Annotated in this window: 9 protein-coding genes and 1 pseudogene; 5 read left to right on the plus strand and 5 right to left on the minus strand. The window is 50.4% G+C overall.

Translation table 11 applies throughout. The features are described 5' to 3' along the window. Positions 1-304: 304 nt before the first annotated feature. On the minus strand, positions 305-1123 hold the full coding sequence (locus AC16KF_RS00610; RefSeq protein WP_484035340.1) for a hypothetical protein: 819 nt from the start codon (positions 1121-1123) through the stop codon (positions 305-307). A gap of 74 nt (positions 1124-1197) precedes the next feature. Next, positions 1198-1875: an RluA family pseudouridine synthase gene (locus tag AC16KF_RS00615; RefSeq protein ID WP_484035341.1), complete on the minus strand. Its 678-nt coding sequence runs from the start codon at positions 1873-1875 to the stop codon at positions 1198-1200. 51 nt (positions 1876-1926) lie between these two features. Here AC16KF_RS00615 and AC16KF_RS00620 point away from each other — a divergent pair, with 51 nt between their 5' ends. The 5 genes and pseudogenes from AC16KF_RS00620 to AC16KF_RS00640 all read left to right on the plus strand — a co-directional run bounded on the left by AC16KF_RS00620 (position 1927) and on the right by AC16KF_RS00640 (position 5462). After that, positions 1927-3090: a WD40 repeat domain-containing protein gene (locus AC16KF_RS00620; RefSeq protein ID WP_484035342.1), complete on the plus strand. Its 1164-nt coding sequence runs from the start codon at positions 1927-1929 to the stop codon at positions 3088-3090. Positions 3091-3149: 59 nt separating this feature from the next. Beyond that, positions 3150-3389 (plus strand): DUF433 domain-containing protein, encoded by a 240-nt coding sequence (locus tag AC16KF_RS00625; protein WP_484035343.1) that lies wholly within the window; start codon positions 3150-3152, stop codon positions 3387-3389. A gap of 233 nt (positions 3390-3622) precedes the next feature. Beyond that, positions 3623-4081 (plus strand): annotated as a pseudogene (locus AC16KF_RS00630) (P-loop nucleotide/nucleoside kinase family protein). Continuing rightward, a complete protein-coding gene (locus tag AC16KF_RS00635; protein ID WP_484035344.1) occupies positions 4078-4935 on the plus strand; it encodes a TrmH family RNA methyltransferase in 858 nt (285 codons plus the stop codon). The pseudogene AC16KF_RS00630 and the gene AC16KF_RS00635 overlap by 4 nt, the downstream one beginning before the upstream one ends. A 116-nt stretch (positions 4936-5051) precedes the next feature. Further along, complete coding sequence (locus tag AC16KF_RS00640) at positions 5052-5462, plus strand: META domain-containing protein (protein ID WP_484035345.1); 411 nt, start codon at positions 5052-5054, stop codon at positions 5460-5462. 86 nt (positions 5463-5548) lie between these two features. Here AC16KF_RS00640 and AC16KF_RS00645 read toward each other — a convergent pair whose 3' ends face one another. The 3 genes from AC16KF_RS00645 to AC16KF_RS00655 form a co-directional block, all read right to left on the minus strand. Further along, on the minus strand, positions 5549-6334 hold the full coding sequence (locus AC16KF_RS00645; protein WP_484035346.1) for an ABC transporter permease: 786 nt from the start codon (positions 6332-6334) through the stop codon (positions 5549-5551). 1 nt (position 6335) lies between these two features. Next, positions 6336-7133: an ABC transporter permease gene (locus AC16KF_RS00650; protein WP_484035347.1), complete on the minus strand. Its 798-nt coding sequence runs from the start codon at positions 7131-7133 to the stop codon at positions 6336-6338. A 111-nt stretch (positions 7134-7244) separates the two neighbouring features. Then, on the minus strand, positions 7245-8249 hold the full coding sequence (locus tag AC16KF_RS00655; RefSeq protein ID WP_484035348.1) for an ABC transporter ATP-binding protein: 1005 nt from the start codon (positions 8247-8249) through the stop codon (positions 7245-7247). Positions 8250-8483 lie beyond the last annotated feature (234 nt).

Raw genomic sequence — 8483 nt, forward strand, 5'->3', positions numbered from 1 at the left:
TTAACGGGAAAGAGCTTCACCACGAAGGGCACAAAGTACACAAAGGCAAAAAAGAGCCTAGATTCCTTGGGTTTTCCTTTGTGACCGTCGTGTCCTTTGTGTTTGAAAAAAAGGTTTCCCGTTAAAAACGGTAGAGCCATAGTTCCTTAGTCAGGAAGAGTCGTCAAAGTGAATAAACCAAAAGCTCACATCTCTCTGTGTTCTCTCCCGAAGACCATCGGGACAATGTGTGGCGACGAATCCTCTAATCCTCTAATCCTCTAATTCTCTTATCCACTAATCTCCAGTCTCTAATCTCTAGTTGTTACTCATCGAACAAAAATGTCGCTTCGGCGTATAAACGCACGCCCTTCTTCATCACGCGCTCATCCACCCACTTCTTGAGGTATTCCCTTTTGTATTCGATCGGCTTTCCGCTCGACAACTCGTGCAGTGGATAATTCAAATGCAACGTGCGCGGCGAAACGGTGAAGCGTGTGATGCCGGTGGGCAGAACGATCTTCCTCCCCGCCAGTTTGAGCAGGGTGCGAATCTTGAAACGCGGAAAGATAATCAACGCGGTCAGGTCTTGGTGAACTTCGCGGAACGGTTCGATCAACGTCTGACTGGTGCGATCGAGCGACGCGGACGTTTTGTACGCGTTCACAATCGCATGAAGCGTGGCGATATGATTCGCAAGGTCGGTAGGCTCTTCCAGGAGTAAATACAACTTCCCATCGGGCAGGCGCGCGTTGACAGGCGCGTACTTCGGCGCGTCCACCGATTTATGCGTGTCGACTTTGACAACATCGACGCCTTTGAGTTTGCGAAGTTCGCTCATCAACGATTTCGCGCTCATCCCCCAGACAACATGATTCCATGTTTGTAAATTTACGTTTTGGTCGTCTGCTTGCACAACCTGCGCCACAAGATGCGGAAAGTCCAACTCATGCAACGATGTGACGCGGTTCGCGCCGTCCAGCACCATGTACCGTTCTGTGCCGTCCGTTAATGGCATCACGATGGGCGGGTTGCGCAGAACCCCCGCGCCGCGCAGTTTTTCGATCAGCGGGGCGCTCCTTTGCGCGTCGTGGTCTTCATGCAAGATCAAACTTTCGATGGGCAAAATATCGAGGCGAGGCAAACCTGTCCTGAGCGAAGTCGAAGGGTTTGGAATCATCGGGCGAAGGATACCACAGGAAGTTGAGCGCGTTCAACTTACAAAAGTTTCAACGCTGTGGCAAAGTCCTGCGGGTACTCCGCTTTGAAGGTGAGTCTTTCGTGAGTGTTTGGATGTGTGAGCGTCAACGACAGCGCATGCAACGCGGGACGCGCAATAATATTCGACTCCGCCGCGCCATACAGGACATCTCCCACCAGCGGATGCCCCACCGCCTTTGCATGGACTCGTACCTGATGCGTTCTCCCCGTCTTCGGCATCGCTTCAACCAACGCCGCGGCTTGATACAGTTCCCTCAGCCTGAATCGCGTCTCCGACGGCTTCCCGTTCCTGTCGTCCACGGCTGTCCGATGCTTATGCCCCACATTGACTCGCAACGGATGCTTCGCCGTTCTCTCCTCCCACGTTGGATTCCCCTCCACGATCGCATGATAGACCTTCTCTACCTCGTGATTCTCGAACTGCATATTCAACGCGCGGTGACTCTCCGCATCTCGCGCGAAGACCATCACCCCGCTGGTGATCTTGTCCAAGCGGTGAATGATCCACATTTTCCCGAACTCCTCCTCCAGCATCTTCACCAAATACGGCGAATCCTTCTCCCACCCATCAGGCAGAACGGGAATCCCTGCGGGTTTGTTGAGGACGAGGATGTGTTGGTCTTGATAAATCACTGTCATTATTGAATTGTAATCTACGTGAAAGGTCAAATTCATATCTTCTTGAGTATGATGGCGGCTGTTCGATTCAAATTACAAGGAAAAAGTATGAGAAAAATAATTCTGGTTTCGCTGATTAGTGTATTGTTTTTATCTGCATGTCTTAGAACGCCTTCGGAAAACCCTGCAACTTCCGAAATTACAAACGCGCCAACACAAACCACTGACCTGTCCCCGACGCCGACGCAACAACCTACATCTACGCCTGAACCTTCGCCGACCCCAACAGCAATCCCTGCGCCATCCATTAACCCTGACACTGCTGCAACTATTGTTGCGCTGGAAACCATCACTGACCACCAGACGCCAATCCGTAATATTTTTATCCCTAATACAAATTCATTTATAACAAGTAGCGACGGACAGGATTCATTGCTTTATCTTTGGGAGAAGAAAAATAAAGTGTCAAACAGCCCATTAGGTATCTCGGAATATCCTTTTCCACCTATAGCAATTTCTCCAGATGGGAAGTTGTTGGCAATGCGAATTCTGCCCTCCTCGGGCGTCGATACTGTGATGGCAATTTTCGATTTAAGCACGGGTGAAATTATTACTCAGTTTGAATTTCAAACTGATAGATTGAGCCATGTTATCAATGATGTTCAATGGTCGCCTGACGGGAACTTGCTGGCAATCGGAAATGCAGATGGGCATGTCCAAGCATACGAAACGGAGACATTTTCTCGTTTGCTCGATACAAAAATCCAACCCGACCAAAAAGATTCTGTCGCCCGTATTAATGTTGTGGCATTTTCTCCTGACGGCAAATTGTTGGCTGCCGCAGGACAAGATGAAGCGATACGGATTTGGGATACGGCAGACTGGAACGAACCGAAAGTAATTGATAATAGCATGTTCCCGATTTTAGATCTTGAATTTTCACCAGATGGGAAGTTCATCGTGGTAGGCGATGCAGGTGAGATATATGTTTGGGATTTGGAAAACGAAAAAGAGGTCGAAGGCTTTAATCCACAATTTAAAACTTTTACTGTTGCTTATTCGCCCGATGGAAGTCTATTGGCGGCAGGCGGAATAGACCGTCGAGTCAGAATTTGGCGAACAGATACTTGGGAAATGGTAGCCGAGTTAACTGGACACAAAACTAAAGTGATCAGCCTTGAATTTTCGTTCGATGGGCAATTTTTAGTGTCTGCCTCAGAGGGCGCTGGACCAGAATACCCATCTACGGTTATTTTATGGGGATTGCCTTAATTTCCCAAGTTTCATCCGTGCTAAAATCAGAGTTGTAGCCTTTAAAAAAGGAGCAAACTATGGACTGGAAGCAAAGAATCATCGTTGATCCAAAAATCCTTGTTGGCAAACCAGTCATCAAAGGAACCAGACTCGCGGTCGAGTTTATCGTCGAACTGCTTGGTCAAGGTTGGGATGAAAGCGAAATCCTGCGGAATTACCCAGGCATCACCCACGAAGATATCGCCGCTTGTCTGATGTACGCGTCCAATATTCTCAAAGCCGAGAAGGTCTATCCGCTTGAACTTTCACAGGCTTGATGAAGTATCCGTTTATTTTTATTGTCCTCGTTACTGATGTCACGCAAGAACACTTCTAATCGAGACATATTCTTTTGTGAGAGTGGCTACCGTCCACGAATACACACGAATAAACGAATTGACGCGTCGCCATTCGAGAATTCGTGGTTTCTATTCGTGGATGGTTCGCTACCGAAGCAAAACTGCGGAACATAGACTCATACGTGAATCTTGCACAAGTTACTTTGTGATGTATGGCAACTCTTCACCTGATTTGTGGATTACCAGGCTCGGGTAAAACAACGCTTGCAAAACAACTTGAAACATCGGAAGGCGCCGTGCGGTTCTGCCCCGATGAGTGGATTGCGGAAATTCTCCTTGACCCAGACGATAGAGAAGAAATGGACAGATTGCGGGATATTGTATAGTCCATTCAATGGAGTTTTGCAAAACGCATCCTTGCGCTTGGAGTTGACGTGATTTTGGAAAATGGGTTTTGGTCACGCGAAGAGCGATCCCGATTTCGAGCGGAAGCTGAGGCGTTCGGCGCAAAGGTGGAGTTGCATGTTTTAGATGTTGAACTTAACGAACTGTGGCGAAGGCTCTCCGAGCGAAATATGAACTTGCCGTCGGGAACGTTCTTTGTCCGCAGAGAGGATTTGGAATCGTGGGCAAAACTATTTGAACCGCCAACCGAAGATGAACTTTCTTGACCCCGACTCTCGACACGGTTATCATGCTTGATATGAACGAACCCTCCGCAAACAACCCATTCTTCGTTGATTCGCTCAACCATCCCCTCGCGGGACCCATCCGCAAACTGCTCACGCGCGAGGGACGGCGCGAACTCAACCAAATCATCATTGATGATGAGGAGAACATCTCCCAAGCCCTCGAAGCGGAGATCGAGATCGAGTCGGTTTATTTTTCGGGCGACGACAAAGTTTCCGACAACCTGAGAGAGAAACTCACCGCAGGCGCGACCATCCACGAAGTAGCAAAACGGACAACGAAGAAACTGTTCGAGAACGATAAACTATCGCGCATCTTTGCCATTGCTGAAACTCCCAAGCCAATCGGGTTGGAAAAATTGAAATCCATCACGAAAGATGTTGTTGTGCTGGAAGATGTGAGCATTTCGGGGAACATCGGCAACATCATCCGCACATCGTTGGCGTTGGGCGTCGGCGGGATGATCCTGCTGAATATGGATCCATTAGATATATACGACCGCAGGTTGATCCGCGCGAGCAGAGGCTACCTGTTCTCGTTGCCCGTGATGACCGCGACAACAAATCAGTTAATTGATTATTGCAAGCAAAACAATCAACCTTTGCTGGTCACGTCTGCGGATGCGGACAAAACAGTGGATGAGATCGCGTCTATCAATGAACGTCTGCTCATCGTCTTCGGCAGTGAAAAAGAGGGATGCTCGCCCGAGATCGAAAATGCCGCGAGTTTGAAGGCGCGGATCCCCATCAATAAAAAAGTGGAGTCGTTGAACGTCTCAGCGGCGGCGGGGATTACGTTGTTCGCGCGGAGAAATTTCAACCAAATTGGACAGTAGACCATTGACGATTGGACGCTATCATGGTCAATTGTCTGTCGTCCATCGTCTGCTATCATCGGGAACTTTTTGTGTGGAAATTCGTCCATTCAGTAACAACATATTTGGAGATGATAATGAAAAAGATTTTTATGTTACTTTCTGTGATGGCAATTGTTTTTGCCGCATGTTCCTCCGCTAAACCCGCTTCGATCGTTGGGGAGTGGACTCTTGAATCCTATGGCGACCCAGCCAACCCGACGCCCGCCGCGCCCGATGTGGAGACCTCCATCATCTTTGGCGACGATGGTCAAGTGAATGGAAATGTCGGTTGTAATGGCTTCGGCGGCGACTACAAAACTGGCGACGGCACGATCACATTCGGCGCTCTGTTTTCGACGTTGATGTTTTGCGAAGGCGCGGCAGGCGAACAGGAACAGGTTACCCTCGCTGTATTCGTTGGAACCACATCCTATACATTGAACGGCAATACGTTGACCGTCACCTCGGCGGATGGAAGTTCTGTGGCTGTGCTGGCGAAGAAATAGAACCATTTATATAAGCGCGCTAGAGCGCGCGCTCTACATAAACATCAATTGTAGAAGTAAGGCGAGATTAATCTCGCCTTACGTTTTTAACTGCTCGCTCCGCTATACTGTTTCAATCCCCGTTTCCAAACTTGTGATGCAACGATAAAACTGGCGATGCCGATGGCGAAGAACATCACGATGCGCCAGCCCTCGAGTTCGCCGCGCAAGGCTTGGAGGGGAATCGTCGTTGCCACCGCGATGGGGATCAGGAAAGTGACGATGATCTGCAACCAGACGGGATACACAGTGGATGGGTAGCGTCCCGCGTCGAGCAGGGCGTGGAGGATGGTCACGTTGTTGTCGAATTTGGTGAACCAAAAGGTGAGGGCGATAAGCACGATCCACAAACTGTAGATGATGATCACGCCTGAGACGGCGAGCAAGACGAAGTGCGCGAAACTGAGCGGGGTGACCAAATCTCCCGAGATGTTGATGCCGACGGCGATCAACACGATGGCAAGGAGTAAATCCCAGACGCGCCAGATGGTGATGCGCGAAAACGTGACGAGGAACATGCTGTTGACGGGTTGCAGGATGGTGTAATCCATCGAACCGTCGCGGATGGATGCGTTGAATTTTTCGGTGTTGGGCCAGATCAGCGCGACCATCATCGTGTTGACGAGGCGGAACACGCCGAGCAGGGCGATCAATTCGCCGAAGCCCCAGCCGCCGATGGTTTGTGTGTTGCTGAAGATAATGCTGAGGGTGAGCAGTTCCCAGCCGAGCCACATCAGGTTGAGCAAAATATTCACGACAGTATCGGCGCGATACGCCGCCGCCATTTGAACGTTGATCTTGATCAGGGTGAAAATAAGTTTGAAGGCGCGCATGTCAGGCTCCGACCGCCGAATAGCGTTTGACACCCTCGCGCCAGACGAATCGGAACCCGATCAGGGCGGCGGCGAGCCAGAGGATGCCTGTCGCGTATCCCTGCGTGATTTCGCTCGTCGAGAGATTTCCCTGAATGATCTGAATCGGCAGATACATGAATAATTGAAACGGTAGAACGCGGGCAATGTTTTGGACGACCTCGGGCATCAATTGCAGCGGCACAAAGGAGCCCGCAAATAACAAGGTCAGCGCGTAATAAAATTCGTGAATCGAATACACGCGCGTCGTCCAGAAGGCGAGGGAGGTGATGATGCCAGAAAGTAAAAAGTTGATGGAGTACCCAAGCACGATGGCGGGGATCGCAAGGGCGATTCCGCTCAAGGAAACTGAATCAAATTGAGGCTTGAAGAGAAGCGTGAGTCCGATCCAGATCGGAATCAACAGCATGAAGTTCAACGTCTTGAAAGCGATGTCGTTCACGAGCGTGTTCGTCAGCATCGGATGGATCGGTTTGATGAGTTCGCCCGAGAGCGAGCCGTCTTGCACTTTGTATCCGAAGATGTGAATGATGATGTTGCTGGTGAGTTGATCGACGATGAGCAGGATCATATAATAGGTGACAAAATCGTTGGCGGTCAGTCCGTTCACGTCGCCGTTGGCGGAGGCGATGCTCGTCCACACCGCGAGATAAATGATCGGCGACACGAGCCAGTACAAAATATACATGATGAGGTTGGCGCGGTATTGCCATTGCTCCGCCCAGTTCACTTGCCAGAGTCGTTTGAAGATGTTAAACATGATTCACCTCATGTCGTTGCGAGGAGGATGCTCTTTCCGACGAAGCAATCTCCAACACGTTGAGGAGATTGCTTCGGGCGAAGAGCAGAGCGCCCTCGCAACGACATAACTTTACTCGTTGAAAGCCCGTTCGATCACATCTTCGATCGGTGGATCGGCAATCGTGATGTCGTGGATGGGGAGGTCGGACAACATGCGCGATGTGACTTTGGTGACGTCCTCCGATTTGACTCGGATGTAAACCTTCTCCGCGTCTTCCTCATTTTGAACTGGTTCGCCATACTGCGACAGATCGCGTCCGTTCGACTTCTCCAACCCTTCGTCTTCGCTCAGGGCAAGTCGCACGCCGATCAATTTGAATGGCGCAATGCGACGCGAAAGGTTGGCGATGCCGCCGTCATATTTGAGTTGACCGTGATGGATGATGATGATCCGTTCGCACAACGCGGTCACATCTGCCATGTAATGACTCGTCAGCAGGATCGTCGCGCCTGTGCGTTTGTTGTACTCGCGCAAGAACTCGCGGATCTTCACCTGCCCTGAAATGTCGAGTCCGATCGTTGGCTCATCGAGAAATAACACTTTGGGACGATGTAACAATCCCGCCGCGATCTCCACCTTCATCCGCTCGCCCAGCGAAAGGTTGCGGACGGGTTTCTTCATCAACGGTTCGAGTTCGAGAAGTTCGTCGAGTTCTTTGTATGTCTTTTTATAATCGTCATCCGAGAGGCGATAGATGGCTTGCGCGAGCAAATACGAATCCGCCGCGGGGATGTCCCACGATAAACGGTTGCGTTGTCCCATCACGAGGGTCATCGAGCGCAGGTAATCGGGTTTGAGTTCCCACGGAGTGAATCCCAGCACGGCGGCTTTGCCTCCAGTGGGGTGGAGCAGACCCGATAACATTTTGAGTGTGGTCGTTTTCCCCGCGCCGTTCGGACCGAGGAAGCCGACGATCTCTCCCTGCTCGATCTTGAAGTTCACTTCCTGCACGGCTTTCACATCTTTGTATTTGCGTTTGAAGAAGCCGCGCACCGCCGCGCCGAATCCGCCTTCGCGTTCGGGGACTTGATACGTTTTGCTGAGTTGTTCAACGAGAATGGATTCCGAAGTCATGCCCTTGTTCCTTTGAGAGGAGCGATTTTATCATTTGTATAGGACTTACGCAGTTGAACCTGTTGCGCCGTAGTTGCACTGCGGCGGCGGGGTTGTCTAAAAAGGGGAAGAACAAGTTGAGAAAACGGCGTAAACGGAGCAAGAGACAAAAAAACTGGCGGTCATTGGATCGCCAGTTTTCGTAAATTGTGCGCCATGCACACCAGACCCCACTCCACATCCACTTTTTTCAAC

Source organism: Candidatus Defluviilinea gracilis (genome assembly GCF_057138825.1).